General features: G+C 60.9%; 23 protein-coding genes. 11 read left to right on the top strand and 12 right to left on the bottom strand.

Translation table 11 applies throughout. The annotated features are described in order from the left end of the window. Nucleotides 1–75 precede the first annotated feature (75 nt). Nucleotides 76–780 carry an SDR family oxidoreductase gene (locus tag OLZ32_RS35075; protein ID WP_264424927.1) on the bottom strand — a complete coding sequence of 235 codons (705 nt, stop codon included), beginning with the start codon at nucleotides 778–780 and terminating at the stop codon, nucleotides 76–78. A 116-nt stretch (nucleotides 781–896) separates the two neighbouring features. On the opposite strand from OLZ32_RS35075, the gene OLZ32_RS35070 reads away from it, so the two are divergent. Next, the gene (locus OLZ32_RS35070; RefSeq protein WP_264424925.1) at nucleotides 897–1,784 is read left to right on the top strand and encodes a LysR substrate-binding domain-containing protein; all 888 of its coding nucleotides are present in this window, start codon (nucleotides 897–899) and stop codon (nucleotides 1,782–1,784) included. Nucleotides 1,785–1,837: 53 nt separating this feature from the next. On the opposite strand, the gene OLZ32_RS35065 is transcribed toward OLZ32_RS35070, so the two are convergent. Further along, nucleotides 1,838–2,470 carry a TetR/AcrR family transcriptional regulator gene (locus OLZ32_RS35065; protein WP_003546190.1) on the bottom strand — a complete coding sequence of 211 codons (633 nt, stop codon included), beginning with the start codon at nucleotides 2,468–2,470 and terminating at the stop codon, nucleotides 1,838–1,840. An 89-nt stretch (nucleotides 2,471–2,559) separates the two neighbouring features. Between OLZ32_RS35065 and OLZ32_RS35060 the strand changes: the two genes are divergently transcribed. Further along, a complete protein-coding gene (locus OLZ32_RS35060; RefSeq protein ID WP_264424924.1) occupies nucleotides 2,560–3,366 on the top strand; it encodes an alpha/beta fold hydrolase in 807 nt (268 codons plus the stop codon). A 305-nt stretch (nucleotides 3,367–3,671) separates the two neighbouring features. Further along, the gene (locus OLZ32_RS35055; RefSeq protein ID WP_264424923.1) at nucleotides 3,672–4,100 is read left to right on the top strand and encodes a GFA family protein; all 429 of its coding nucleotides are present in this window, start codon (nucleotides 3,672–3,674) and stop codon (nucleotides 4,098–4,100) included. Between the two features lie 217 nt (nucleotides 4,101–4,317). On the opposite strand, the gene OLZ32_RS35050 is transcribed toward OLZ32_RS35055, so the two are convergent. Continuing rightward, complete coding sequence (locus OLZ32_RS35050; RefSeq protein ID WP_264424922.1) at nucleotides 4,318–5,301, bottom strand: phosphotransferase enzyme family protein; 984 nt, start codon at nucleotides 5,299–5,301, stop codon at nucleotides 4,318–4,320. Between OLZ32_RS35050 and OLZ32_RS35045 the strand changes: the two genes are divergently transcribed. Continuing rightward, entirely contained in the window at nucleotides 5,239–5,412 is a 174-nt protein-coding gene (locus tag OLZ32_RS35045) for a hypothetical protein (RefSeq protein WP_264424996.1), read from the top strand. The genes OLZ32_RS35050 and OLZ32_RS35045 overlap by 63 nt on opposite strands. A 116-nt stretch (nucleotides 5,413–5,528) precedes the next feature. Here OLZ32_RS35045 and OLZ32_RS35040 read toward each other — a convergent pair whose 3' ends face one another. Next, nucleotides 5,529–6,398, bottom strand: coding sequence for a LysR family transcriptional regulator (locus OLZ32_RS35040; protein WP_264424990.1), 870 nt, complete (start codon nucleotides 6,396–6,398; stop codon nucleotides 5,529–5,531). A gap of 253 nt (nucleotides 6,399–6,651) precedes the next feature. On the opposite strand from OLZ32_RS35040, the gene OLZ32_RS35035 reads away from it, so the two are divergent. After that, nucleotides 6,652–8,457 (top strand): amidohydrolase, encoded by a 1,806-nt coding sequence (locus OLZ32_RS35035; RefSeq protein ID WP_319641152.1) that lies wholly within the window; start codon nucleotides 6,652–6,654, stop codon nucleotides 8,455–8,457. A gap of 590 nt (nucleotides 8,458–9,047) precedes the next feature. Here the strand turns inward: OLZ32_RS35035 and OLZ32_RS35030 are convergent. Next, the gene (locus tag OLZ32_RS35030; RefSeq protein ID WP_003546202.1) at nucleotides 9,048–9,392 is read right to left on the bottom strand and encodes an ArsR/SmtB family transcription factor; all 345 of its coding nucleotides are present in this window, start codon (nucleotides 9,390–9,392) and stop codon (nucleotides 9,048–9,050) included. A gap of 107 nt (nucleotides 9,393–9,499) precedes the next feature. Here OLZ32_RS35030 and OLZ32_RS35025 point away from each other — a divergent pair, with 107 nt between their 5' ends. Next, nucleotides 9,500–10,246 carry a glucose 1-dehydrogenase gene (locus tag OLZ32_RS35025; protein ID WP_003546203.1) on the top strand — a complete coding sequence of 249 codons (747 nt, stop codon included), beginning with the start codon at nucleotides 9,500–9,502 and terminating at the stop codon, nucleotides 10,244–10,246. A gap of 201 nt (nucleotides 10,247–10,447) precedes the next feature. Here OLZ32_RS35025 and OLZ32_RS35020 read toward each other — a convergent pair whose 3' ends face one another. The 4 genes from OLZ32_RS35020 to OLZ32_RS35005 all read right to left on the bottom strand — a co-directional run bounded on the left by OLZ32_RS35020 (nucleotide 10,448) and on the right by OLZ32_RS35005 (nucleotide 13,368). Next, complete coding sequence (locus OLZ32_RS35020; RefSeq protein WP_017990655.1) at nucleotides 10,448–10,987, bottom strand: BA14K family protein; 540 nt, start codon at nucleotides 10,985–10,987, stop codon at nucleotides 10,448–10,450. Nucleotides 10,988–11,349: 362 nt separating this feature from the next. Beyond that, a complete protein-coding gene (locus tag OLZ32_RS35015; RefSeq protein WP_264424920.1) occupies nucleotides 11,350–12,069 on the bottom strand; it encodes an SDR family NAD(P)-dependent oxidoreductase in 720 nt (239 codons plus the stop codon). Between the two features lie 139 nt (nucleotides 12,070–12,208). Continuing rightward, nucleotides 12,209–12,637 (bottom strand): putative quinol monooxygenase, encoded by a 429-nt coding sequence (locus OLZ32_RS35010; RefSeq protein WP_264424919.1) that lies wholly within the window; start codon nucleotides 12,635–12,637, stop codon nucleotides 12,209–12,211. Nucleotides 12,638–12,729: 92 nt separating this feature from the next. After that, nucleotides 12,730–13,368 (bottom strand): VOC family protein, encoded by a 639-nt coding sequence (locus OLZ32_RS35005; protein ID WP_264424988.1) that lies wholly within the window; start codon nucleotides 13,366–13,368, stop codon nucleotides 12,730–12,732. A gap of 436 nt (nucleotides 13,369–13,804) precedes the next feature. On the opposite strand from OLZ32_RS35005, the gene OLZ32_RS35000 reads away from it, so the two are divergent. Further along, nucleotides 13,805–14,968, top strand: a complete 1,164-nt coding sequence (locus OLZ32_RS35000; RefSeq protein ID WP_264424918.1) for an MFS transporter — start codon at nucleotides 13,805–13,807, stop codon at nucleotides 14,966–14,968. Here the strand turns inward: OLZ32_RS35000 and OLZ32_RS34995 are convergent, their stop codons facing one another. Together OLZ32_RS34995 and OLZ32_RS34990 are read right to left on the bottom strand one after the other, a co-directional pair. Next, complete coding sequence (locus tag OLZ32_RS34995) at nucleotides 14,969–17,875, bottom strand: ATP-binding protein (RefSeq protein ID WP_264424917.1); 2,907 nt, start codon at nucleotides 17,873–17,875, stop codon at nucleotides 14,969–14,971. A 288-nt stretch (nucleotides 17,876–18,163) separates the two neighbouring features. Then, nucleotides 18,164–19,060 (bottom strand): LysR family transcriptional regulator, encoded by an 897-nt coding sequence (locus tag OLZ32_RS34990; RefSeq protein WP_003546216.1) that lies wholly within the window; start codon nucleotides 19,058–19,060, stop codon nucleotides 18,164–18,166. 139 nt (nucleotides 19,061–19,199) lie between these two features. On the opposite strand from OLZ32_RS34990, the gene OLZ32_RS34985 reads away from it, so the two are divergent. Next, nucleotides 19,200–20,186, top strand: a complete 987-nt coding sequence (locus OLZ32_RS34985; protein ID WP_264397308.1) for an MBL fold metallo-hydrolase — start codon at nucleotides 19,200–19,202, stop codon at nucleotides 20,184–20,186. Nucleotides 20,187–20,235: 49 nt separating this feature from the next. Then, nucleotides 20,236–20,814, top strand: a complete 579-nt coding sequence (locus tag OLZ32_RS34980) for a pyridoxamine 5'-phosphate oxidase family protein (protein ID WP_264397309.1) — start codon at nucleotides 20,236–20,238, stop codon at nucleotides 20,812–20,814. Between the two features lie 189 nt (nucleotides 20,815–21,003). Here the strand turns inward: OLZ32_RS34980 and OLZ32_RS34975 are convergent, their stop codons facing one another. Beyond that, nucleotides 21,004–21,894: a LysR family transcriptional regulator gene (locus OLZ32_RS34975; protein ID WP_264397310.1), complete on the bottom strand. Its 891-nt coding sequence runs from the start codon at nucleotides 21,892–21,894 to the stop codon at nucleotides 21,004–21,006. Nucleotides 21,895–21,999: 105 nt separating this feature from the next. Between OLZ32_RS34975 and OLZ32_RS34970 the strand changes: the two genes are divergently transcribed. Further along, nucleotides 22,000–22,869: an SDR family oxidoreductase gene (locus OLZ32_RS34970; RefSeq protein ID WP_264424916.1), complete on the top strand. Its 870-nt coding sequence runs from the start codon at nucleotides 22,000–22,002 to the stop codon at nucleotides 22,867–22,869. A gap of 34 nt (nucleotides 22,870–22,903) precedes the next feature. After that, entirely contained in the window at nucleotides 22,904–23,377 is a 474-nt protein-coding gene (locus tag OLZ32_RS34965) for an AtaL-like protein (protein ID WP_264424915.1), read from the top strand. Nucleotides 23,378–23,509: the final 132 nt, after the last annotated feature.

The raw sequence follows: 23,509 nt of genomic DNA, 5'->3' as shown, positions 1-23,509 counted from the left end.
CCTTGTTTATCTCGCCGGCCTTGACGTACCTGTTGAAGCACATCGCTGTTCTCCTTGGCGTTGAAAGTCATCCCTTCAGACGGACCGGGTAAGGCCGCCGTCGATCCTGAGGCTCTGGCCGGTGATATAACCCGCCCCTTCGGAAACGAGGAAGGAAATCGTCGCGGCCACTTCGGCGCTGGTGCCGTAGCGTTTCATCGGCACGCTGTCGCGGCGCTCCTCCGTCGCCGGCAGGCTGTCGATCCAGCCTGGCAGCACGTTGTTGATGCGGATGCCGTCGCCCGCATAGGTATCGGCATAAATCTTGGTGTAAGCGGCGAGCCCGGCGCGGAAGACGGCCGAGGTCGGGAACATCGCCGACGGTTCGGACACCCAGGCGGTGGAGATATTGACGATCGCGCCCGACTTCTGCGCCCGCATGATCGGCGTGACCAGCCGCACGGGACGGACCACATTCATGAAATAAATGTCCATGCCCGCGTGCCACTGTTCGTCGGTGACCTCGGTGATCGGCGCACGGGGGCCGTGGCCGGCGCTGTTGACGAGAGCGTCGACACGGCCCCATTTCTCCATCGTCGCGTCGACCAGGCGCTTGAGGTCGTCGTTCGACTGGTTCGAGCCGGTGACGCCGATGCCGCCCAGTTCGGCGGCAAGCGCCTCGCCCTTGCCTGACGAGGACAGGATGGCGACCTTGAAGCCATCGACCGCCAGCCGCCTGGCGGCTTCCGCACCCATGCCGCTGCCGCCAGCCGTAATGATCGCCACCTTTTCTACTGCCATCGCCGTTATCCCTACTCGGTTTGCACCCATTGCCGGGCGTTGATCCCTGGAATACCATGGGCTTTACGCGAGAGCGAACCAGTTTTCGTGAAATGTCCCAGTAGAAAAACTATCGAATGTCCATGTCCGTCGGTAATCTTCCCTCCCTCAACGGCCTCAAGGCCTTCGACGTGGCGGCGCGTCATCTGAATTTCCGGCTCGCGGCCGAAGAGCTCGGCGTCACCCAGGGAGCCGTCGCCCAGCATGTGCGCGGGCTTGAGGCGGAACTCGGGGTGACGTTGTTCGAGCGCCTGCCGAAGTCATTGGCGCTGACGGGCGAGGGGCGAAGCTACGTCGCCGACGTCCGGCGCGCCTTCGAACTGCTTTCAAACGCGACGGCGAACCTGAAGCCACAGCCGGTCAAGCTGGTGGTCAGCACGACACCGACCTTTGCCTCGAGATGGCTGATCCCGCGTCTTCCTGATTTCACCTCGAGGCATCCCGATCTCGATCTCCACATCCTGGCGACGGACCGCATTTCCAGCTTCCAGGCCGACGGCGTCGATCTCGCCGTCCGATATGGCAGCCCTCCCTTCGGTCCAGGCCTCGCCGCCGAGCTGCTGTTCGAGCAGGAGATCATTGCCATCTGCAATCCGAGCCTCGTCGCCGAGGGAGCCGAGCCTGAGAATGCGGAAGAACTCTCGCACTACACGCTGCTTCACGATGCCCATAATTCCTGGCCCGAATATATCGATCGCTTCCTCGGCGGCGGCGATCCCACGCTGTTTCGGGGCATTAGCTTCTCACAGACATCGCACGCAATCGAAGCTGCCATCGCCGGGCAGGGCATCGCTACGGCGACCCGCGCTTTCGTCTCGACCGACATCGAGGCGGGCAGGCTGAGGCAGGTCTTCGACGGCGCCCTCAGAGCGCGCTCGCACTTCTATCTGGTGAAGCCGCGATATCGGAAGTCCGAAGCGGTGGACAAGCTTCAGGACTGGCTGCGCTCGCAGGTGCAGAGCTGACGGCCGGACAGCCATCGCTCAAGGAGTGAACCAGCTGCGGCAGTTGATCTCGCTCACGTCTTGTCCTCGGCAACGCGAAACAGAAGGCGGATATAGCGCTCCAAATGAGCGAGACTTTCGCGCGCCAACTCCGCATTATTTCCTGCTTTCGCAAGAACAAAACCTCCTTGAATTACCGTCTGCGTGTATCGAGCCAGGCTTTCGGCAGTCCAATCATCCATAATGCCGCGTTCACCGCGGGCCAGTTCAATGTCGGCCTCCAACGTTGACGCATGACCGAATATGCTGGCTCCACACGCATCGCGGATGCGAGGGGAGGTCATGTAGGTTTCCTGAACCATCGTCCCGACCAGACAGCTAGACTCTGCGACATCGTCGGTAATGATTGCTTTGCGAAAAGCGACATACGCAAGCACCCGATCCAGCGCGCCGAGAGGATGATGATAGGGAGCAGCGGCGAAAAAGTCCGAGGTGGTCCTCGCCCAAAATTCCGCAGCGGCAACTCCCAGAGCTTCCTTGCTACCGAAGCTGTGGAAGAATGCCCCCTTAGTTACCGCTGCCGCCTTGCAAAGATCATCAACGCTGGCCGCGGCGAAGCCTTTGGCGCGCATAATGTCTCTTGCAGCTTCCAGGAGCCGGGTTCGAGCATCACCCCGCTCGGGTGTATGTTTGGTTGGTCTAGACATACGGTTATTTATACCGTACGTTCGGTATGTGTCAACGATGAAGCGCCTATTCGCTGGAGGCGCATAGCTCTAAAAACACGGGACGCGATATGAGTTTATATGACGACGATATTAGCCGGTTTGCCGAGCATGGAGCCGCCCTTCCTGTCCCCGATCGCGAGGGTCGGGTAGAGCATGACGGAGCCCTGATCTGGTACGCATCATTTGGTAGCGGTCCTCCCATCATTCTCTTGCATGGCGGACTCGGCCACAGCGGCAACTGGGGAAATCAGGTTTCGGCATTGGCGGCGGCGGGCCACCGCGTGGTGACGATCGACAGTCGCGGGCACGGCCGCAGCACCCGCGATGACAGACCATATTCCTATGAATTCATGGCTTCTGACGTCGTGGCTGTTATGGACCACCTGTCCCTCGACAAGGCTACCCTGGTCGGCTGGAGTGACGGCGCCTGCGTCGCTCTGGTGCTTGCCTCCAAGGCACCAGCACGCGTGGCAGGCGTCTTCTTTTTTGCCTGCAACATGGATCCTAGTGGCACAAAGCAGATCGAACCGAGTCCGCTTCTCGATCGCTGCTTCAGCCGCCACAAGAAAGACTACGCCATGCTCTCCGCCACGCCAGGTGACTTCGACCAGTTTGTCGGCGCGGTGGGACTGATGATGCGAACCCAGCCAAACTATACCAAAGAGGACCTTGGCGCCATCAAAGTGCCTGTGGTCATCGCACTCGGCGAGCATGACGAATTTATCAAGCGAGAGCATGCCAACTACCTGGCTGACGCTATTCCGGGCGCCGAATTGATCATTCTGCCCGGCGTTAGTCACTTCGCGCCGTTACAGCGTCCGGACGAATTCAACGCGACGGCCCTCGCCTTTGTAGCCAAGGCTTCGGACCGATAACCACCAGAGCAATTCCAGCAAAAGTGCGGAGCGGTTTTGCGTCCGGAATTGCGTGAAAACAAAGAGATAGAGCATTTCCGTGATTCGGAGAAAAACGGAAATGCTCTAGTGGCGGCCGCGAGGAGTTACCGGCGTTGGGTCGTGTTGAATTGCGACGCGGCGAAACCGCGATCGATGGCGTTTGGCCAAGGCAGAAACCGGCGAGAAGTCTTTCTTCCAACGCAGTCAGCACTGGGCGGAAACGCTCGACGAAGTCTGGGGCAGGGCAGAAGCTCAGCAGCGATGACGACATGCGGAGGCTCTAGATGAGCGAGACGAACCATAAGCGCCCGTTACTGGGCACCTGCCTGTGCAAAGCAGTCTGTTATCAGGTCACAGACGCGTTCATCTTTGCAGCAAACTGTCATTGCGCAGCTTGTCGTCGCACAACGGGGTCGGCGTTCAAGGCATTCGCCCGTATCCATGGTAACGAACTGACTATCCTTCAGGGTGAAAGCGAAATCTCCTCATTCGAAAAAGACCAGTTCAGCGATGAGCATTGCAAGACATGCGGCTCGCTGCTGTTTTCTCGAGTTGACGGAGGGTTCGTGCACGTCGCGATGGGGACGCTGGTCGATGCTCCGTCAATTTCACCGACGGACCACATGTTCGTCGGTTCGAAAGCGCCCTGGTTCACCATCACCGACGCATTGCCCCAGCACGAAGGGCACGTGACGCGGAAAGAAGTCGATTAGGCTCGTAATGTGGACCAACTGCCCGTCAACGGTTTGCTGCATACCTGTAGGGCACGGTCATCGCCGTGCTGGTCTCTGACGTCCCCTGCGGATCGGCATCCTGCATCCCGACCTTCACGGGCATCCCTTTACCTGCGCCAGGAGTGGGCGAAGGTCGAAGCGATCGCCGACTGCGCCGACGCACCGCCGATCCTCCGGCTGCTGAGCAGAGCTGACTTCAAAACAGACGATCGACGCATCGCTCGGTCTCCCACTGCCTGAGGAAATTCGCCTGCCTTGCAATCCAGCCGACCGTCTCGCTTCCCCATTCCTGTGCCCGGCTGGCGTACTCGCCCATCAGCCAGATGTGGCGGACGATCACAAAGCGGTGGGCGGCTTCGAAGTCGGCTGGCGTGATCGGCCGGACGGCCCGATAGCCATCGACGAAGGCGTCCCACATGGCGGTTGAGCTCCGGCCGAAGGATGTTTGCGCCCACAAAAACACCGACAAGTCGTAGGCGAGGTATCCCGGACCGCCGTCATCGAAGTCGAAAAAGACGGCTTCGCCGGCATCGTTGATCCGTGCATTGAAGCCGTGACAGTCGCCATGGCAATACGTCGACGTCAAATCGCCGAAGGCTTCGATCGCCTTTGCGGTCCGCGCAGCGATGTCTTCAAGATCGCTGTGGACCTCGGCGTCGTCCACGACGCCGCTATCGCATATGCGGGCAAGCGGCCGATGCAGCAAGTGTTCGAGGTCGAGCCGATAGAGCGCTCCGTCCGGCTGGAATGTCTCGGCTGCATTGTGCAGCAAAGCAAGGGTCTTGCCGTTGGCCTGTGCATCGCCGGCATCCGCCGCATCCGGCTTGCGGCCCTCGAGCGCCCGGAAGAGCACGGCCTGGCGCACGCCCTCCGGCGCATCTCCCTCAACGAACAAGCTGCCCTCGCGTGTCGGGATGGCTGCGGCGACGGGAACGCCCGATTGCGCAAGATGCGCCAGGAACGCCGTTTCGGTCTTGACGTCGGCCGGACCACGGGCGCGGCGGTGGGAAAGCCGGAACACATAACGCTCGCCGTTGCTCCCGAGGGCAAGATACACATCATTCAAGCCGCGTTGCAGCATCCGGCAGGAAACCGGCCCTGCAAGCGGATAATGCCGATGAATGAACTGTTCGATGGCCGCAATCTGCGGGGTCGAATAGAGCGGATCGAAGTCGAGCATCGGCGCTGTACCATCGGGCTTTGCTGGCAGGCTGCTTTCCGCGGTGACAAGACCATGACGGCGGTGGCGGCTGCAGGCACCTACGATTGCAATGAGCTGCTGATTCTATAAGCTGAATGGCGCTATTCATAAAACCAAGAGATGAAAAACAAAATGCAGTCTTCGCGATTTTTGAAGGAAAACTCTATTTCGATTTCTGTCCTTTCGATCGGTCTGTCTGGCTGTGATTAGCGAGTTCCAAATCGTTCGATAAGCATCTCAGTGAGGGTTCGCACTTTTCGCGAGGGATACTGGCCGGGCGGCCTCACGACGAAGATGCCGGCTGGCGGAATCGGATGACGCGTCATGATTGGCACCAGTGCGCCCGAACAAATATGGTCCGCGACAAGCGGTTCTGGCAGATAGGCGACCCCGAGCCCATCCAGAGCGGCCACTACGAGGGACAACGCGTTATCAGCTATGAAGCGTCCCTGGGGACGCACCGTGACAATCTCGTCGCCATTCATGAATTGCCACTTCTCGGCGTCCCGCATAACGACTTGGTGATTGACAATCTCGTCCGGTGTTTCGGGGGCACCGTGAGCCTCGATGTAGGCAGGACTCGCAACCAGCTTGCCAAAGATCGGTCCGATACGTCTTGCGACGAGGTTCGAGTCCGGCAGATGCCCCAGCCGGATTGCGCAATCAAAACCCTCTCCCACGAGATCGACGAAGCGATCAGTGTAGGAGGAAAGGATTTGCAGTTGCGGGTGTCGGCTAGCCATCTGGGAGAGGACGGGAGCAAAATAGGTCGGACCAAATGACAGGGGCGCGGCCACGCGCATGCGGCCTCGAAGCTCACCGGCGGGCAGGATCGTTTCGCGCACCACATCCAAGTCAGCAGAAACCCGTGCTGCGTAATCTCTGAATGTAAAGCCTGCTTCCGTGAGCGCTATACCGCGGGTCGTCCGTGCAAATAGCTGTGCGCCGAGTTCCGCCTCAAGCCTGGTGATCCGCCGGCTGACCATCGACTTGGAGATGCCCAGTCGCAGCGCTGCAGACGATACTCCGCCCGCATCAGCAACTTCGACAAATATTCTCAGATCCTCAACTTCCACAAAGCGTTCCTTATTTTGCAACACGGCTTCACACGACCGAGGACTACCGAGGCAAAGAAGAGAATGACAACGTCGCTGCGGCTGACTCTCCCGTGGAGGCATCCTCGCAACCTGCCTGACGAACCGCCAATATAGGATTTATTCCATAGGCTATCTAACGGCTTCAACTCACTTCTTCGTCCATCGCACGCATCCGCAAGGCGCCGGCTTGCGCATGACCGCAATTCGTAAAAATCATTCGAACGAGGGTAAAATGCTCAGAAAAATATTCATCGCGTTTGTGACGAGTTTTTCTTTCTCTGCAGTTCACGCACAAACGACGCAGGAGCAGCCCGGCGCAGATCTGATCGTTTTCAACGCAAAGATCTTCACCGGCAACCGTGCTCAGCCCGAAGCTTCGGCTTTGGCCATCAAGGAAGGCCGCATTTATTTCGTCGGTTCTGATGTGGATATTCTCGGTCTGAAAAATTCGGAGACCAAGGTGATTGATGCGCGCAGCCGCCGGCTCATCCCCGGCATCATCGATGCTCATACGCACGTCCTCAACGACATGGCTTACAACTACAACGTAAGATGGGATGGCGTGCCGACGTTGCGTCGCGCGTTGACCATGCTCAGCGAGCAGGCCCAACGCACGCCTGAGGATCAGTGGGTCAAGGTGATCGGAGGCTGGTCCCCCTACCAATTCGAGGAGGGCCGCTTTCCCACGCTGGCCGAACTGCGCAAGGCCGTGCCCGATCATCCCATGATCGTGCAATATGCCTATAACCGCGCTTTCTTGAATGAGCAGGCGATGGAGGCACTTGGCGTGGGCACCGATCGGTTCCCGCAGTTGCCGGACGTCGAATTCGAAAAGGACAGCCGCGGCAATCCGACCGGTGTGGTCCACGGCTATACTTGGTTGTTTCTCGCCCTCGAGACCATGGTGCCGCAGCCCACGTTGGACGAACAAGTGAGTTCGATAGTCTATAGCATTCACGGTCTGAACCGGGTCGGCGTGACCTCGATCATCGATAATGGCGGCAGGTGGCCATACCCCGAGGCCCAGGCGAGGGTGGACGTGCTTGCACGAGACAACCGCCTCAACGTGCGCATGCCCTTCGTGGACTTGCAGCTCGGCGATGGCGGGCCGGTAAACATGGTGGATCTGGAACTCGAGGCGATCACGAAAACGGCGCCAGTAAGCCCAGGACAAAACCTGCACCCCACTCTGGCACATGGCCATGTATATCGAGGGGCTGGGGAGGTTCTGAGCGCGGAAGTGCACGATCATGAGAACTTTGATCGTCCGGCGGTCATCATCGAGCCCGAGACGATGCGGCGCTTCGTCGAGCAGGATGTGATGAAGCTGATCCAGCGGCGTATCCCGTTTCGCATGCACGCCAGCTACGACGAGAACATCTCCCCCTTTCTCGACGCCCTTGAGAAGGTGAACGAAACGACCCCGCTTGATGGCCTGAAATGGAGTCTCGAGCACGCAGAGACCATTAGTCCGGAGAACATCGATCGGGTGAAAAAGCTGGGGGGCGGCATCGCCCTGGACGCCAAAATGGCGCTGCACGCCGATGGCTTCATCAAGACATATAGTCGCGAGAAGGCGCTGGAGACACCGCGCCTGCGTACACTCCTGGATAGTGGCATCCCTCTGGCCATGACCACCGATGCATTCCGGGCAGCCACGTTCAACCCGTGGGTTGGTATAAGCTGGATGGTGTCCGGCAAGTCTGTGTCGGGATCGGAGGTTCTCGCCGAGAACAACCAGCTCTCCCGCGTTGAGGCGCTGAAACTGTTCACCAGTGGGGCAGCCTGGTTCATGAATGCAGAAGCCGAGCTGGGCGTGATCGCCCCCGGAAATCTGGCAGACTTCGCCGTTCTCGACAGGGACTACTTCGCCGTGCCGGAAGATCAAATCAGCTCTATATCTTCTGTGCTCACTATCATGGACGGAAAGGTCGTGTTTGGTGCGCAGGACTATAGCTCTCTATCGCCAAAACTGCCCGAGATCCTTCCGGCCTGGTCACCCGTAAAATACTTCGGCAGTTATCATGGGGAAAAATGAACCCGGCGGAAAGGTTCTCCCCGCTTTCACGCCAAAGAGCCAGCTTCCGTCATCTTCCGGCTGTGATTAGCGAGTCCTGACCCTAGAGCCTTCCGGGCTAGATTGAAGCATTCTGCCGGAGCAGGTTTTCGTCAGGGCAAAGGCGATTGGCGACGGGCATACCTCTTGGTACGTCCGAGCCGATCGCCTTTGCCCTGGCGCAAAGATGCCCGGCCCACCGGCCGCACCGCTTCGCCATGGCGAAGCGATAGGTGCGCCTGGCGATTCTGAGTCTTGCAAATTTGCCAAGCAAATCTGCGGGAAGGTTGGCTGAAACGGGCCGGCTGATCGACCGGCCGGCTTGGCCGTAGAGCTTGGCTACGACGCGCGCCGGCCGGTCGACCATCCGACTCCGTTTGAGCCAACAGAATGCTTCAATCTAACCCGGAAAGGCTCTAGGCGAACCTGCGCCGGCAGCGGCCATTGGGGGCCGTGCTCTAAAGCGCGTCGCGATCTTTCAGATTCGCTCCTCGCGCTTTAGGTCCTTGTTTTTACGCATGTCGTTGTCGCAAAACCGCGGCACACTTTTGCGCGACATGCTCTAGTGGCGATCAGTCCGCCTTCGGCTGCCCGGGGAGCTGGCCGTAAGCCGTCAGAATGGCCTTGATCAGGCCCGGGAAGCGTTCGTCCAACTCGGTGCAGCGCGTTTGATTGCGCATCTCCACACCCTGGCGCTCGCTCATGATCAGCCCGGACTCGCGCAGCACCTTGAAATGGTTGGACAGCGACGACTTTGGAATGACGCGGTCGCCGAGATCGGCAAGCGCAGAGCACGTCCCGCCACCGCTGGCGCCGGCAAGCTTTGCGTAAATGGCAACGCGCTCCGGATCGGACAGCGCATAGAGGATCGCCTCGGGCTTGATGTCCTCCAGGGCTGGGTGAAAGAGCGGTCTCATGAATTTTATATAGCGTCCCTTGACATCGAGATCAACAGTTCCGAATTTCTGAACTATGGAACAAGCCTGCCAATCCCGGCGGCTATCCAGATCTGAAGGAACGAGAAATGGCTAAGCTCACAGGAAAGGTCGCTGTCGTAACGGGCGCCTCCAAAGGCATTGGCGCTGCGATTGCCAAGGCATTCGCAGCAGAGGGTGCGCAAGTGGTGGTCAATTACGCTTCGAGCAAGGCGGGAGCGGACGCCGTGGTCGAGGCGATCAGCGCGGCCGGTGGCAAAGCCATCGCGGTGCAGGGCGATGTTTCGAAGGCCGGTGAGGCACAGGGGCTGGTCGATGCGGCGGTCAAGGAGTTCGGCAAGCTCGACGTGCTGGTCAACAACTCAGGCGTCTATGAATTCGCCCCGATCGGTGAGGTGACCGAAGAACAGTATCGTCGCATGTTCGACGTGAATGTTCTCGGTGTTCTCCTGACCACGCAGGCGGCGGCCAAACATCTTGGCGAAGGCGGCAGCATCATCAACATCTCCTCGGTGGTCACCAGCCTGGGGCTGCCGGCCTCGGCCGTCTACACCGGGACGAAAGGAGCCGTGGAGGGCATCAATAGCGTGCTTGCCAAGGAGCTTGGCCCGCGCAGGATCCGCGTCAACGCCATTCTGCCGGGCATGGTGGAGACTGAGGGCACCCACTCGGCCGGCGTCATCGGCTCGGATTTGCAACAGACCTTGGTCGCCCAGACGCCGCTCGGCCGCATCGGCCAGCCGGACGATATCGCCGACATTGCCGTCTTCCTCGCTTCCGACGATGCCCGCTGGCTGACCGGCGAACGATTGGCCGCCAGCGGCGGTTTTCGCTAAAGCAATTCCAGCAAAAGTGCGGAGCGGTTTTGCGTCCGGAATTGCGTGAAAACAAAGAGATAGAGCATTCCGTGATTCGGAGAAAAACGGAACTGCTCTAAAGCGCGTCGCGATCTTTCAGATTCGCTTGGCCCACGCTTTTGGGTCTTGGTTTTGCGCATGTCGTTGCGCAAAACCGCTGCACCGTTTGCGCGACATGCCTTAGTAGGGCGAGACGCACGCCCGCCGCGGACCGTAATAGGGTTGGAACGTGTTGTCGTAAGCCCTGTAAGACCGGTAGCGCGAATAGCACCAACTCGTATGTCCGTTGCCGCCATTATAGACCTGGCGGTAACGCGGCGCGTAGTAGCGCGGACGGTAAATGGTCGAGCCGTAGTAGCGCGGCGGACCGTAATAGGGCGATCCGTAGTAGCCCTGGTCGTAGTAACCCTGACCGTAATAGCTTCGGCCATAATAAGGCTGCGCCAGCATTCCGCCGATGATTGCGCCGGTCGCGAACCCGCCGAGACCCCAAGCCCAATTGTCGTTGTGGTATCCACCCCCGCGATAGCCTCGATAGCCGCCTCGGTATCCACCTCGATAGCCGCCTCGGTATCCACCGCCGCGGTAATGTCTGTACTGGACCGGCTGCGCCTCCGGGGCTTCGATCTTCGGCATGGCAACGGTGGGAAACGCCATGGCCGGCGGGACGCTCGTCAGCGCGGTCACCAGCGACAGGATAACGATTGCTAACCTTTTCATTGGCTCATCTTTCCTTCGTAAGCGCTGCGCGACGCATGCGGCGCGCAAGGACGTTTCAGCCCTCTCGATGCACTGGTTAATTTTACCCTAAAATCGACTTTGATTCGAGGAGTTTCGCAGGAAGGCTTTTCTTCGACTGCGGGGTCGCGGCGAAAGCACGCGCCCATCCTCCGTCATCTCGCATAAGCCGCTGCGCGTTCCATGAATCATGTGCCGCGGGGCTCATCCATGAGGCCGGCAAAGCGCGGTCATCATCTGCCGATAGAGGCGGACAGTTCGTCCGCCGTGCCACTGGGGAAGGCCGGTTGTTTTCGGCCATCTACCTGATGGAGCCGCCCGCGATGACCCGCATGTCTCTTGCGCTACTGGGCAAGATAACCGCCATCGATGTTCAACTCGACGCCGGTCACGTAGCTTGCCTCCTCGGAAGCCAGATACAGGCAGCCATAGGCGATCTCGATCGACCTGCCACCGCGCTTCATCGGTGTTGCCGCGATGACAGCTTCATTGAGCTCTGGCGCCTGTGCATCCGTCAGCGGCGTGTGTACGAAGCCCGGATGCACGGAGTTGACCCGGATCCCGTCGGATACGTACGTCATCGCCGCGTTTTTCGACATGTTGCGGACTGCACCTTTGGCGGCATGGTAGGAATGCGCACCCGCAACCGCTGCACTGCCCCAGATCGAAGAGATGTTGACGATCGAACCCGCTTGCTGCTTGCGCATGACGCGAATTGCTTCCCGCATGCCGAGGAAGACACCAGTCTGGTCGACGGCGATCATCTTCACCCAGTCCTTCATCTCCAGCTTGTCGAGCGGCTCGTAGGCGATGATGCCGGCATTGTTTACAAGCACGTCAAGTCGGCCATGTTTCCTGACGATCGCGGCAACGACCGTTGCCCATTGCTCTTCGCTGGTCACATCAAGTGTCATTGCCTCGACGGCGTCGGGATATGGTTTTTCGGACGGCTTGATGTCGCCGGCGATAACGATGGCACCTTCGCTATTGAACAGCTCCGCGACTGCGAAACCGATACCACCTGCGGCTCCTGTGACCAATGCAACCTTGCCCTCGAGTCTCATCTTGCAGCTCCTTCCTGGCTCGATGGTGTCGTGTGCAAAAGCGGCGCCTGCGGCGCGGCGTGTTCTTCCCCGAGCAATCCCGCGATGGCCCTCGTTCGCCGACGTCCAGTTCCGTGGGACCAGTTTCGTGGGAAGTGTGCTAGTCGCCAGCCGGCGCGAGAATCTGCATTCGCATCACCTTCACTCCGCCATCGGCGAGTTCGGGCAGCTTGGCAAACCACTCCTTCACATACGGCATGGCGTTATGAGCCTCAAAGTCGGCTTCGTTGGCGAATATCTCGTAGAAGATGAAGTGTCCGGGGGTCTCACGGTTCTCCTGAAGAAAATAGACGAGGTTTGCGGGATCGTTGCGGACAAGGTCAATGAGAGGAAGCGTGACGGCCCGCAGTTCGGCCTCCTTGCCCGGTTTGGCACGGACCTCGGCAACAATCGAATAGGCCCCACTTGCAATTTTGGCATAGCCTTGGCCCGGGCCTTCCTGTGCGAGCGCGTCCGTTTGGAGAACGGGTCCCGCGAGCAGGCCCCCGAGCAGAATAGCCGAAGCTTGCAGCCGCAGCGTTGTGATCATGTCGTTTCTCCTTATCTTGCCAAGCGCGGTAAGATGGCCCGCTGGCCAAATCCGGATGCCGGCTTGCAAAGTGATGCTGATGCCTCTTGCGCCTACTTCGCGCTCGCAAGTTGCAGATGCGCCGCCAATGCATCGGCAAACCGCTTTTTCACCGGTCCAAGCGCCTTCACGAACTCCAGTTGTTCCCCCTCCGGGCCCTTGCAATAGATCAGTTCCCAGCCGTCTGATGGCGCAACGGTCACCTTATTGGTGTTGGCGCTCTGGGGGGCCGCCTTTCGTTCGTCTTCTGTCGAAACACGTATGATGCGATTTGCCCGCACCTGCGTCATGCCGCGTCGTGCGGACTCCGCCTCGAGATCGGCGATGAACTGATTGAAGTCGACATCATCCCGGACATAGAAGCAGATGTGCATCATTCGCGGAAAAGCCGGGCTCATGTGCTCCACAGGTTCCGCGAACGCCTTGGAGCCACCCATCGGTTGGTCCGCATCGCGATACTGCAAGAGCTCAATGACGACGTTGTCGAACTGGATGAATCGGACATCCAGGCGTTGGGCGCCGTCCCTGAGGTCAGGCACGCCGATCGTCCGCGGATTGACGCCGAGCTGATTGGCCAGGATTTCCTGGTCGGCAAGCAGTGTGTTCTGCACGGCGTCGCCTTGAAAGTCACCATGGCGGAAGACTTCGGTCCCACCGAGTACGGCTGTGTAGAACTCGTACGCGCGTTCCATGTTCTGCACGGTCAGGCCGAAATGCTGTACGCCCTGAAGCCGGGCACCCAGCGAACCTGGATCGCCGGCTGCGACTGGCGTCTGTGCGAACGCAGTTGCATCGCCTGCGAGGGCAGCGGCAATTCCGCCGATTGCAACGCCTCCGGCGGCGCGAAGGATGGCGCGGCGCTCCGGGTCCGGTTGGGTAGCTGGCTTTAGATCGCGAGACATCGTTGCCTCCTGTGTTCGCGGGGTGACTGCGCAAATTCTAACGCGTCCGCGCTTGCGAGGCTGGTTAAGATCTGGGAAATTTGGTGAACCGAACAGCCATCCGGCCAGTACGATAAGGACGACCTGGTATCTTCCTGCGCGCGGACCGCGGCCCCCGGACCGGCGCCAACAGAGGCTCATAAGGGATATGGACACAACGGCGGGGCGGACCAGACGGATTGCAATCGTGCTGGGTGCAGGCGCGGGAATGTATTTCAGCATCGGAATCGTGCTGATCTATGGCTTCAGCGTTTTCATCGTGCCGATCACCGAGGATACTGGGTGGGATCGGACCGTTGTGGCCGCCGTCGTCGCACCGATAGCCGTCGTAAACGGTCTTATGTCGCCTGTAGTAGGGGCGTTGACGGATCGGTTCGGCCCGCGCCGGGTGCTTGCCGTATCGTCCATGTCGATGGCGATCGGCCTTATCGGGGTCGGCATTGCGTCTCAGAATTTGACCACATTCATCGTGGCCGTCGCCGTGGCAAGCCTCATGGGTGCCGCGCAGACCGGCGTGCCCTACACCTATGTGGTGGTCGGATGGTTCTCCGCGCGACGCGGTCTCGCACTGGGTGTCATGCTTTCCTTCGTGGGGCTTGGGATCGCAACGCTTCCTCCGTTCCTTGCATTGCTGATTTCCGAGTGGGGCTGGCGCTTTGCCTTCATGGCAGCCGGTCTGATATCGATGGCGGTCACGCTTCCCGTCGCGCTTTTCGCCATTCGAGATCCACCCGTGCTTCAGCGACCCGACCGCACAGGGGGCGAGGGCCACACTGTTCGCCGGGCGGTGGAGACGGCAAGCTTCTGGTTGATGCTGGGCGCATTCTTTCTCAACTACTTCGCCGCTGCAGCCGGGTCTATTTCGCTCCCTGTCGTGCTGGCGGATCGCGGAGCGGATCCGGCAATGGCGGCCTTGGTCATGAGCCTTGTGGGGTTGTCCTTCATTGTCATGCGTCTCGGCTTCGGGGCACTGCTCGATCGATTTCCCCCGGTCCCGTTGACCAGCCTGGCTTTCCTGTCGCCCGTTATCGGTCATTTCATTCTGTTGAATTCCGAAGGTCTGATCCCGGTCTATGTCAGCGCCGTCTTCTTCGGCCTCGCCACCGGAGCAGAGGGCGACGCGATCGGCTACCTGCTGTCGAAACGCTTCGGAATGCGAAGCTTCGGCAAGCTCTTCGGCATCAACTACATGGCTTTGACCATGGGCGCTGGACTTGGCCCGGCATCGCTGCACATCATGGCCGCCGAAGGTACGCGCTACGTCGAGGCCTTCTCAATCTTCGCGGGCATTGCCGCGATCGCTCCGATCCTTCTCATGTTGGATCGCCGTACGCGAGCGCTGACGCGCTAGCTAGGAGTTCGGATGTGTATGCCCATCGCGACGAGCCTGACGAGCAGCGCTTTTGCTCCCCTTGCCAGCATCCCCCAGGCTATCGAGGAGTGCGCGCGCCTTCACCAGATCGCGGGTGGTGAGCCCTTCGCCGAAGCGTCGATAAATCGGCGCCAGAAGCCCGCCAACCCTTTCGCTTTGTCCCGACTGAGCCCAATGCTCGGCGAGAGCCGTTGCGGCGCGCAACTCCCATGAGAGTGCACCTTGGTGGCGCGCGAGGTCGAGCGACTGAAAATAAAGGGCTTCTGCGGCCTTTGCCGTCCGGGGGGCGCTTTCCTTGCCCAACAAAACCGCCTTTATGCGCAGCAGTTCCGGCATGCACCAGATTTCGCCGGTCGATGCCGAAAGCGCGACTGCCTCGCCGATCGCGGTCTGCCCCGCATCAACGTCCCCATAATCCCCCAGACCCGCAGCGTAAACGCCGATATAGAAAGGGCAACGCATGCGGAAACCGACCACAAGAAGCTCATCGAGCGCGCCTCTCAACATCGCCAGTCCAGACGGATCACCGCTTTGCAGCAACCACTCTGCGCGCAGGCAGCGGCTCATGGCACTCCAAATCGACATCGCGTGCTCCGCGACATGGGCTTCGATGCCAACAAGCAGGCGCTCCGCGGCAGCAAGGTCTCCCGTCCACAGCGCAATGGGGCAGGTCGTGTGGACGATGGCATTGCAGAGCGCGAGGGCGTGCTGCGAGGCCCGTGCCTCTTCCAATTGACGCTGCGCCATGGCAACCGCCTTGTCGGGATGCCCCTGCAGCCAGGTGACGTTCGCAAGGGTACCCCTTGCCGCAGATCGTGGGTCCAACTGGAAACGCGCAATGTCGGAACGGGTCACGGGAGGGAAATATCGCGAGATCATCCGTTCGAGGTGACGCCGTGCCTCGGCAAGCTCTCCCAGGTAGCGCAGAGCGGTTCCAGTCTGCCTATCGACATTGTTGCGTGCATCCAGATCGCCGCGGTCGGTTGCCAGCCTTCTTATCCGATCCGCCATCGTTAGGGCCGATTGGTGATCGCCGGTCCAGGTGAAATAGTCGCATAATCCCCACAGGCATCTGAGCATGTATTCGGTGTCGTTGAGCACTTCGGCGGAGCCGAGGGCTGTGGTCCAGGCGGTCTTGACTTCGGGTAGCGGGCCGCGGGTGTGAAGCAGCGCCGTGCCATAGGCAAGCTGCAGCTTCATCTCGTCGCTCGCACTGCGGAAATCGGCAAAACAACGACTGAGGGCGAGTTCTACCCCGGTGCGGCACTCCTCCAGGAGCGATAGATGTTCCCAAAACGGGAGAGCAGCAACCGTGAGCGCTACGCCGGTGGCAACGCTGCGGTTCCCGGAGAACGCCCAGCCCAAAGCGCCGCGGATATCGTCCATCTTTCGCCCGTACTCGGCGAGCCATTGGGCCGTTGGCCGGATTTTCCATTCCGCCTCGGCGCGTTCGGCGAGTTCGAGGAGATGTTCGGCGTGGCGCTGGCGCAGGCTGTTGCTTTCGCCGCTCTCGGCAAGTTTCTGCAGCGCATATTTGCGAGTTGTATCGAGCAGTCTGTAGTGCGTCCCGAGCTCTCCTCTCTCCGTCGATATAAGCGACTTCGTAACGAGGTTCGCGACACCGTGAATGCATCCGGAGCGGGCACGACCCTTGTCGACTGCAACGGCGCAGGCCGATTCGAGACTGAAGGCGCCTGCAAAGACCGAGAGGCGTCGCAGCAAGACGCGCTCAGGCTCGGCGAGCAGGCCATAGCTCCAGTCCAGCGTTGCAGCCAAGGTGTGGTGGCGAGGGTCGCCACACCGCCTATCGCTCAAGACATGAGATTGATCGGCGAGAAGGTCGAGGAGCTCGCGTGTACTGAACGCATCCAGGCGCGGCGCGGCGAGTTCGATCGCAAGTGCCAGACCATCGAGCCTGCGGCAGATCTCAGCAGCGACTGGCGCGTTCCCGTCGTTAAGCTTGAACTCGCCGCGACTTCCGGCCGCGCGCTCGACGAAGAGCTCGACCGCTGGGAACGCCAAAGCCTGGGCTGCGGAAAGTCCGGACACTTCGGGTGGTGTTTCGAGAGGCGGCAGGCGATAGACCTGTTCTCCGACAACCCGCATGGGTTCCCGGCTCGTGGCGAGAATCCGTACCCTCGCGGCGGCGGCCAGGAGCGTTTCTGCGCAGGAGGCCACCGCTTCGATGACGTGCTCACAATTGTCGAGCACAAGCATGAATTCCCGGTCGGTTGCGAAGGCGGCGACCGCAGCTTTGATATTCGCCGAGTGGACCCTCAATCCCATCGCCGTGGCGATCGCCGTCGGTACGAGAGTCGCATCGTTCACGGTCGCCAGATCAACGAACCAGATGCCATCGTGATACGCAGCAGTAAGTTGATCAGCTATTGCGAGAGCCAACCGCGTCTTGCCGACGCCACCCGGGCCAACGATCGTCAAGAGGCGCGATACCTCAAGTGCGCACCGGATTGCATCAACAGCTTCGCCTCTTCCCACCAAACGGGTTGTTGAAACAGGCAGATTGTGCGTGCGGGCACCTTGAGACGTCGCCGTGACGGAGGTGTCACTCTGCCCCGAAATACGCACGGGAAAGACGAACCGATAGCCCCGGCCGCTCACCGTCGCTATGTATTGCATGTCGCCCGGAGCATCGCCAAGCGCGCGACGAAGAGCTGCAACGTTTACCTTGAGATTGCTTTCCTCGACGAAGGTATCCGGCCAGACGCGCGACACAAGCTCAGCCTTGCTCACCAGTTCGCCGGGACGCTCGATCAGCGCCGCCAAAATTTCCAGTGCGCGGCTACCGACACGAACGGCCGTCTGATCCCGCATCAGCGACTGCCGCTCCGGTACAAATACGTACGGGCCAAAGAAGTAGGAAAGCACGATCGAAGCTCCGGACGCAAACGTACAAACCCCTTGAATACGTGAACGATCGCTTAATGAAACCGCTCACAGCCCCAGGACAATAACCAATATCACATGTGAAATACATCTATGGTCCCACCTCCAATCAACGGCAGTTCTGCGCCCTCGTTGCAGTCCTGGAGATGTTTGGCTCTTTCTGGAAGGCCCGACATGTTCGGAGCTTCGGGAAGGCGCGCTGCACCTTGCAGCATTCGCACCGGTGTGCCTGACTGCCATTAACGGCGGCGCGCCTGGATAGCGGGGACGCTAGCCAGCCATCTGCGCGCGTAGGCGGGGCACGATCCAGTCGAGGAAGCAACGCACCTTCAGCGGCAGGGGATCGGCTGGTCCATGGACAACGTTCACCGGAAGCGGTTCCGGTGCGAACTCCGTCAGCAATTCCTGCAGCGCGCCGGAGCGCAATTGATCGGAGATCTGGTAAGACAGCACGCGGATAATGCCGATACCGGCCAGTGCGGCCTGAATGGCAGCCTCCGTCGTGTTGACCGCGAGTTTGTAGCGCGGTTCGACGGCAAAGGCCGCGCCATCCCGGCGGTAGCGCCATTCCGGCGCGGTTGCGAAGCCCTGGAAGCTTATGCCGTCATGCTGGGCGAGCTCATCCGGCTGACGCGGCACTCCTCGGCGGGCGAGATAGTCGGGGCTCGCGCAGATCACCCGGCGGACGGTGCCCACGCGCGTTGCGATAAGCGCGCTGTCCGCCAGATGCCCGATCCGCAGGGCCACATCGACGTGCTCATCCGCCAGACTTAGCTGCCGATCGACCAGGCTCAGGCGCAGGTTGATATCGGGTTGCTCCTTCAGGAATTCCAGCGCAATTGGCAGCAGATGGCGCTCGCCGAAGGCAATCGGTGCGGTCACGTGCAGCCCGCCACGAAGCGCGCTGGAATCGCCGCTGGCCTGCCGCTCCGCCGCGTCCAGTTCCTCTAGAATGCGACGTGACGCGGCGACGAAGGCGCGCCCCTCCTCCGTCACGGCGAGGCCGCGGCGGGTGCGCAGGACCAAGCGCACGCCAAGGTGCTTTTCGAGATCTGCGACCTTGCGGCTGACCGTGGCGAGCGGTGCATGCAGTCGCCGCGCCCCGGCCGAGAGGCTGCCTGCCTCGACCACCGCCAGCAGCACCGACATTGCTTCGAACCGATCCATCGAAACCTTCCGGAATTTGAGAGGTAAGTTCTCTAAATGGTAGGATACCCTATCAATTGTGGATATCATAGCTTTCATGTCGTCCAGGGGATGCCGGCCGGCTGGCTCCCGTATTGCCAAAGATCCGGAGGAACACGGCATGCCTCAACTATCACGTCGCGCCTTTGCCAGCGCCCTTCCTCTAGGCCTCATCGGGGGGAGCCTCCTCGGGGGAGGCCTGATCGGTGGCCCACCCGCCCTTGCCGCGACGCAGGATACCGCTCAGACGCCGGTCAGCGTTACGCCGCTGGCGCAGATCCGCATTGGCCGCTTCACGGTGACAGCCCTGACGGACGGGTATGCCGATATGCCCTACGATTATTTTCCGGGACGCGCCGCGGCCGAGGTCGAACAGGCGGCAATCGCGCAGTTCACCGCCCGGCCGAGCGGCGTGCGGTTCCTCTTCAACCAGTATCTGGTGGAGGATGGCGAGCGCCGGATCCTGATCGATGCCGGTCCGGCGGGCTCGATCGGGCAGACCGGCGACCTGCCGCAGGCACTCGGCGCGCTCGGCCTGCAGCGCGACCAGATCGACGCGGTGATCGTGACGCATATGCATCAGGACCACATGGGCGGTCTGATCGTCGGGGGCAAGAACAACTACCCCAAGGCGGAACTCTACATCGATCGTCGCGACGTCACCCATTGGACCGACCCGGCCAAGCGCAGCGGCGCGCCCGATTATCTGCAGACCAGCTTCCAAATGGCGGGGGAGGTCGTGCGCCTCTACCCGAAACTCCAGGCGATTGACGGCGAGCGTGAGATTGTGCGGGGCGTCTCCATTGTCGACCTTACCGGCCATACACCCGGCCATATCGGCGTGCGGGTCGAAGATGGCGGGCAGAGCCTCATCATGGTTTCGGATATGATCTTTCCGGTCGTGCATCCTGGGGCGACCGATGTGTTCTTCCTGTTCGAGCAGGACCCTGCAGCGGCCAAAGCGATGCGCGACCGCTTTTTTCCTCGCGCCGCTTCGGAGGGCGCGCTCATCGCCGCCACGCACATGCCCTTCCCAGGGCTCGGCCGTGTCGTCGCCGACCGCGGGCAGATGCGCTGGCAGGTAGCGGACTGGGCCTTGCAGAACTGAGGTCCGCTGCGGCGGGTCCCGCTCCGGCAGTCGCAAGGGTAGAAACGGCATGAGCACCAGATATCTCGGTATCGCCACGACGGCCTCCGTCGCGGCCGCGCAGGAACACTATGGCAGCGCGGCGCAGTGGGAGCGGATAGGCGCGCGCGGCCACGCAGACGATACCGGGCAGAGCCAGCGCCTGGGTCCGTCGGAAACGACCTTCATCAGGGCGCGCGATGGTTTCTATCTCGGCAGTGTCTCGGACACCGGATGGCCCTATGTGCAGTACCGTGGCGGCCCCGCGGGCTTTCTCACCACCGTCGATGCATCGACGCTGGGCTTCGCGGATTTTCGCGGTAACCGACAATACATCACGACGGGCAATGTGCGCACGAATGACCGCGTCTCATTGTTCCTGATGGACTATGCGCACCGGCGGCGTCTGAAGATCTTTGGTCACATGTGCATCATCGATGCGACAGACGATCCGGTGCTGGCGAAGAAGCTGACCGTGCCTGACTACCCCGCTCGCGTGGAACGTCTCGTCCTCATCGCGGTGGAGGCGTTCGACTGGAACTGCCCGCAGCATATCACGCCGCGCTTCACGCAGGCTGAGCTGGAGCGTTGGCGAACTCAACCAAAATAATTATTGGGGATGGAATTGACATCATAAACAGCATCAAGACGAAAGACGGCGCGCAGAGCGGGCGCATCGGCTTTGGCTCCGCCCCGCAATACCTCTCCGCAAGCAATAACGAAACACGCTGCTCTCCTCTGGATGTCGATCTCGTCGGTTATGGGCCAGATTCTCTGCGTCCGAAAGCGGGTTCGGTGATCACCTGCCGATATAGGCGGCCAGTTCGTCAGCCGTGCCATTGGGGAAGGCCTGTTTCAGAAAGTCCAGGAACGCCGACACGCGCGCGCTGAGCAGCCGCCGCGATGGGTAGAGCGTCCAGAGAGCGATTTCGGGGCCGTCGATATCCCCCCAATTGACCAGGGTGCCGTCAGCCAGGTCGTGGCTGACCAGCGAAATGGGAAGACGTCCTGCACCGACGCCGGCGCGCACCGCATCCCGGACCATGATGAGCGTCGCCAAGGTGAGCACAGGTTCGATCCTGATCGCCGACCGGCCGCCTGATGTCTTCACCTGCCATGATTGGGCTTCGCCGGCCCCGCGCGCAACGCCAGGGGCGGCGTGTCCGCCGGTCGGGTGGGGAAGATCGGGGCTTGCCACCACCACCAGCCGGTCGCGGAGAAACACCCGTCCGACCAGGCTTTCGTCGGGATCCGGATTGACCCGGATGACCAGATCGTAGCCTTCCTCGATCATATCGACGGATCGGTCCTCACTCGTCACCTCGAGCCTCACCTCCGGATATTGGAGGGCAAAGCCGGCGGCGATCCTTCCCATGGCGGTCTGGGAAAAATGCAAGGGTGCACTGATCCGCAATCTTCCCTTGGGTTTCTGACCGCCGGACGCAATCGCTGCAGCCGTCTCGTCCAGTTCGGCGAGCAACGCCCCCGTCCGCTCGAAGAGCGCCCGTCCTTCCTCGGTAAGCTTCAGGTTACGCGCACCCCGTTCAAACAGCCGCAGAGCGAGACCGCTTTCCAACTCGGCGACACGCCGCGACAATGTCGCCTTCGGCCGGCCCGTGGCCCGTGCAGCTTTGCCGAAGCCACCATGGCGGGCAACGAGATTGAAATCGGCAAGCGCAAGAAGATCCATGTCTGTTCCATCAGCGAGACGGTCTGTCTAAAATCGCCGTCTATCGGGCTGCCAGTGAACCACACATATTCGACGTGTCAAGCAAACCCAACACGGAGAAAGACCATGACCATTCTCGTCACCGGCGCCACAGGCAATGTTGGCCGCCAAGTCGTCGAACACCTCGTCAAGCGCGGCGCCGATGTCCGCGCTCTTGTCCGCGACCCGTCGAAAGCCGAATTCCAGGCTGGCGTCAGCGTCGCCCAAGGCGACTTCCTCGACGTCGACTCCCTGCGCAACGCCATGTCAGGCGTGTCGACCCTGTTCCTGCTCAACGCCGTGGTGCCGGACGAATTTACCCAGGCGTTGATTGCGCTGAATGTCGCCCGGTCGGCCGGCATCGAGCGGATCGTCTATCTCTCGGTGATCCATGCCGACGTCTACGTCAACGTGCCGCATTTCGCCGGCAAGTTCGGCGTCGAGCGAATGATCGAGCAGATGGGTTTCAAGGCGACGATCCTGCGTCCGGCCTACTTCATCCAGAACGATCTGACGGTCAAAGACGTCATCACCGGCTACGGCGCCTACCCGATGCCGATCGGGCCCAAGGGTCTCGCCATGATCGACGTTCGGGATATCGCCGAGATCGCCGCCCTCGAGCTGCTGCGCCGCGAACAGGCTGCAGAGCCGCTGGCGCTCGACCGCATCAACCTCGTCGGTCCGGAGACACTGACCGGAACCGATATCGCCGCCATTTGGTCAGACGTGCTCGTCCGCCCGATCAACTACGGCGGCGACAATACCGAGGGCTTCGAGCAAAATCTCAAGCAGTTCATGCCGGGTTGGATGGCCTACGACATGCGCCTGATGGGCGAGCGCTTCCTGACCGACGGGATGCTGCCTGAGGCGGGCGACGTCGAGCGCCTGACGGCACTGCTCGGACGCCCGCTGCGCTCCTATTCCGCCTTCGCCGCGGAAACTGTTGCTTCCGCCTGAAGCAACCAACGGATACCTCGAAAGGACTATCACCATGATCTATTCGACCGCCACAGTTCCGGTGAACCCGGAAGACGAAACCCCGTTGACGCGCGCCGAGGCCTGGCAAGGTCTCGAACGCAAGGCACGCGACGCCCGGCTCTTTCTTCCCGCCAGTCTCTGCACCCGTTGCGATGTCGTGGAGGAAAGCCCGACCCATTTCGTGCGCGAGGCAACGATCGGCGGGCAGGATCTGCGCGAGATCGTCACCCTGGACCAGCAAAGCAAGATCACCTTCTTTCAGGCGACGGGGCCACGCGAGGGAGCGATCGTCAACGAGCTCTTCGAGGATGAAGCAGGTCAGCTGCAACTGCGCTTCTACTGCTATCTCGGCCTGCGCGGCAAGCAGCCGAACGGCCCGGAAGAGCAGGCCGAGCAGGCTCAATTCGACGGCGAAACGGGTTACAAGGCCGCCCTGCTGTCGACGCTGAAGCGGACCCGCCAACTGCTGGCAGAGGGAAAGCTCTGATCATCGCGGCAACACAAGCAACAGGGCTGCGACCTTTCTCCAGCCTCATCCTGAAGCGCCCCGAAGGGGCCTCGAAGGACGGGGCTGGCCTCCCGCCTGCTTCGATATACCCATGCTGCGATTGGAGTCCCT

The sequence above is a fragment of the Rhizobium acaciae genome, from assembly GCF_025941625.1.
GTDB lineage: Bacteria > Pseudomonadota > Alphaproteobacteria > Rhizobiales > Rhizobiaceae > Rhizobium > Rhizobium acaciae.
The sequence above is the reverse complement of the archived record's forward strand: the minus strand, read 5'-3'. Positions and strand labels throughout refer to the sequence as shown.

Excerpts from the sequence above, each read along its gene's own strand:
- OLZ32_RS34980 (WP_264397309.1), top strand. The coding sequence starts at position 20,236 with ATGAGCACCAGATATCTCGGTATCGCCACGACGGCCTCCGTCGCGGCC.
- OLZ32_RS35005 (WP_264424988.1), bottom strand. The coding sequence starts at position 13,368 with ATGGAACGCGCGTACGAGTTCTACACAGCCGTACTCGGTGGGACCGAA.
- OLZ32_RS35070 (WP_264424925.1), top strand. The coding sequence starts at position 897 with ATGTCCATGTCCGTCGGTAATCTTCCCTCCCTCAACGGCCTCAAGGCC.
- OLZ32_RS35025 (WP_003546203.1), top strand. The coding sequence starts at position 9,500 with ATGGCTAAGCTCACAGGAAAGGTCGCTGTCGTAACGGGCGCCTCCAAA.
- OLZ32_RS35065 (WP_003546190.1), bottom strand. The coding sequence starts at position 2,470 with ATGTCTAGACCAACCAAACATACACCCGAGCGGGGTGATGCTCGAACC.
- OLZ32_RS35015 (WP_264424920.1), bottom strand. The coding sequence starts at position 12,069 with ATGAGACTCGAGGGCAAGGTTGCATTGGTCACAGGAGCCGCAGGTGGT.
- OLZ32_RS34990 (WP_003546216.1), bottom strand. The coding sequence starts at position 19,060 with ATGGATCGGTTCGAAGCAATGTCGGTGCTGCTGGCGGTGGTCGAGGCA.
- OLZ32_RS35020 (WP_017990655.1), bottom strand. The coding sequence starts at position 10,987 with ATGAAAAGGTTAGCAATCGTTATCCTGTCGCTGGTGACCGCGCTGACG.
- OLZ32_RS35010 (WP_264424919.1), bottom strand. The coding sequence starts at position 12,637 with ATGATCACAACGCTGCGGCTGCAAGCTTCGGCTATTCTGCTCGGGGGC.
- OLZ32_RS35060 (WP_264424924.1), top strand. The coding sequence starts at position 2,560 with ATGAGTTTATATGACGACGATATTAGCCGGTTTGCCGAGCATGGAGCC.
- OLZ32_RS35045 (WP_264424996.1), top strand. The coding sequence starts at position 5,239 with ATGAATGAACTGTTCGATGGCCGCAATCTGCGGGGTCGAATAGAGCGG.
- OLZ32_RS35035 (WP_319641152.1), top strand. The coding sequence starts at position 6,652 with ATGCTCAGAAAAATATTCATCGCGTTTGTGACGAGTTTTTCTTTCTCT.
- OLZ32_RS35055 (WP_264424923.1), top strand. The coding sequence starts at position 3,672 with ATGAGCGAGACGAACCATAAGCGCCCGTTACTGGGCACCTGCCTGTGC.
- OLZ32_RS35075 (WP_264424927.1), bottom strand. The coding sequence starts at position 780 with ATGGCAGTAGAAAAGGTGGCGATCATTACGGCTGGCGGCAGCGGCATG.
- OLZ32_RS35050 (WP_264424922.1), bottom strand. The coding sequence starts at position 5,301 with ATGCTCGACTTCGATCCGCTCTATTCGACCCCGCAGATTGCGGCCATC.
- OLZ32_RS34985 (WP_264397308.1), top strand. The coding sequence starts at position 19,200 with ATGCCTCAACTATCACGTCGCGCCTTTGCCAGCGCCCTTCCTCTAGGC.
- OLZ32_RS35030 (WP_003546202.1), bottom strand. The coding sequence starts at position 9,392 with ATGAGACCGCTCTTTCACCCAGCCCTGGAGGACATCAAGCCCGAGGCG.
- OLZ32_RS34965 (WP_264424915.1), top strand. The coding sequence starts at position 22,904 with ATGATCTATTCGACCGCCACAGTTCCGGTGAACCCGGAAGACGAAACC.
- OLZ32_RS34970 (WP_264424916.1), top strand. The coding sequence starts at position 22,000 with ATGACCATTCTCGTCACCGGCGCCACAGGCAATGTTGGCCGCCAAGTC.
- OLZ32_RS34975 (WP_264397310.1), bottom strand. The coding sequence starts at position 21,894 with ATGGATCTTCTTGCGCTTGCCGATTTCAATCTCGTTGCCCGCCATGGT.